We start from the raw sequence: 1,759 nt of genomic DNA on the forward strand, positions 1-1,759 counted from the left end.
TGACGACGTCCTTGCCGACGTACGGCTCGAAGCTGGGCACGAAGAACTCCATGCCCACCGACGATGACGACGTCCTTGCCGACGTACGGCTCGAAGCTGGGCACGAAGAACTCCATGCCGCGGCCCAGCCAGTCCTCCCCCACCGGCAGCGGCCGGGGGCTGAACTTGCCGATCCCGGCGGTGACCAGCAGCGCGCGGCCGGTGATCCGGGTGCCGTCGTCGAGACCGACCGTCACGGAGTCCTCGGCCTCCTCCAGGGAGAGTGCGGTGCGCTCCAGGAAGTACGCCGGAGCGGCGGTCGCCGCCTGCGCGACCAGACCGGCCACCAGGTCGCGTCCCTTGACGGTGGGGAAGCCGGCGACGTCCAGGATCGCCTTCTCCGGGTACATCGCGGTGATCTGGCCGCCGAGCTCGGGGAGCGAGTCCACGACCGCGACGCGCAGCCCACGGAAGCCGGCGTAGTAGGTGGCGTAGAGCCCCGTCGGGCCGGCGCCGATGATGATCAGGTCGGTGTCGACGGACGTGCTTCCGCCGGTGCTCTCGCTGGCCACGGTCTCGTTCTACCAGAGGACCCGGGGACGCGGGCCACCGCACGCGCCACCGCCGCGTCTGCCGATCTCCCCACTACGATCAGCGCATGGCCGAGGATCCCGATCGGCGCGCCTCCGTGGAGCTGTGGGCGTCGTTCCCCCAGGACCCGACGGACCCACGCAACGCCGGGCTGCGCGCCTCCGACGCCGACCGCGAGCGCGTCCACCGGGTGCTGGGTGACGCCTACGCCGAGGGCCGGCTGGACCGGGCCGAGTTCGACGAGCGGACCGACGCCGCCGGCCGCGCCCGCACCCTGGGCGAGCTGCCCGCGCTCGTGTCGGACCTGCTCGCCACGACAGCGGGATCGTCCGGCACGGCCCTGGCGGACCGTGCGGTCGCGGCGTACCGCCGCGCCCGGCGGGAGGCGGTGTGGGGGTTCGTGTCCGCGTCGCTGATCTGCTGGGTGATCTGGGCCGTGACCTCGGGGCTCGACAGCTTCCCCTGGCCGGTGTTCGTGATGCTCGGCACCGGTCTCAACCTGGGCCGGGTCGTGTTCATGCGGCAGGACATGATCGCCGAGGAGACGCGCAAGCTGGAGCGGGGCCGGGCCCGCGGTGAGCTGCCGGGGCCCGAGGACTGACCGGCGCACTCACTCCAGCAGGTCGTCGGCTGCGGCACGCAGGGCCGCGGCGGCCTGGCGGTGGCTGGTGATCGAGGCCGGCATCGCCTCCCAGTAGTGGATGTGCTCGGCCTCGGTGGCGGCGACGTCGTCCTCGTGCTCGGCGAGGCGGAGCAGCTGGCTGCGCAGGGCCTCACGCAGCTGGTCGGGGGCGGGCGAGGTGGTCATGGCGGTCTCCGGCTGGGAGTCGGTAGGGGGGTCAGGCGTAGGTGCGACGGAAGTGGACGAGCGACCACAGCGACAGGTGCCGGTGCGGTGCGGTCGGGGCGGTGGTCGGCTGGCGACGTGCCTCGCGCACCAGGCGCTGCTGGGCGGCCGCACGCATCCGGTCCTCGGTGTAGAAGCGGGGGAGCTTGGCGGCCAGGTAGGCGTGGGAGGCGTCCATGTCGGGCTCCTTCGGGATCGTGGTGGTCGGGGTGACACAGCGATCCTGCGCCGGTTGCGCCTGGAGTTCTGTTCGCCTGCTGACACCTCGGGAGACCGGTCGGCGACACGGCTCCCGCGCGGCTCTCAGTCGGGGCAGCGCCGAGCGAGAGCAACCAGGTCGAG

4 protein-coding genes are annotated in these 1,759 nt (G+C 72.8%); 1 reads left to right on the top strand and 3 read right to left on the bottom strand.

All coding sequences use genetic code 11. From position 1 onward, the window contains the following. The coding region (locus PLP61_RS16955) for an NAD(P)/FAD-dependent oxidoreductase (protein ID WP_324503974.1) at positions 1-551 on the bottom strand (551 nt) is incomplete at its 3' end. Between the two features lie 86 nt (positions 552-637). On the opposite strand from PLP61_RS16955, the gene PLP61_RS16960 reads away from it, so the two are divergent. After that, positions 638-1,171, top strand: a complete 534-nt coding sequence (locus tag PLP61_RS16960) for a DUF1707 SHOCT-like domain-containing protein (protein ID WP_324503976.1) — start codon at positions 638-640, stop codon at positions 1,169-1,171. A gap of 9 nt (positions 1,172-1,180) precedes the next feature. Here the strand turns inward: PLP61_RS16960 and PLP61_RS16965 are convergent, their stop codons facing one another. Both PLP61_RS16965 and PLP61_RS16970 read right to left on the bottom strand, forming a co-directional pair. After that, complete coding sequence (locus PLP61_RS16965; protein WP_324503978.1) at positions 1,181-1,378, bottom strand: hypothetical protein; 198 nt, start codon at positions 1,376-1,378, stop codon at positions 1,181-1,183. A 31-nt stretch (positions 1,379-1,409) separates the two neighbouring features. After that, positions 1,410-1,595: a hypothetical protein gene (locus tag PLP61_RS16970; protein ID WP_324503979.1), complete on the bottom strand. Its 186-nt coding sequence runs from the start codon at positions 1,593-1,595 to the stop codon at positions 1,410-1,412. Positions 1,596-1,759 lie beyond the last annotated feature (164 nt).

Origin of the sequence: Nocardioides sp. (genome assembly GCF_035429765.1) — a bacterium.
Taxonomy (GTDB): domain Bacteria; phylum Actinomycetota; class Actinomycetes; order Propionibacteriales; family Nocardioidaceae; genus Nocardioides.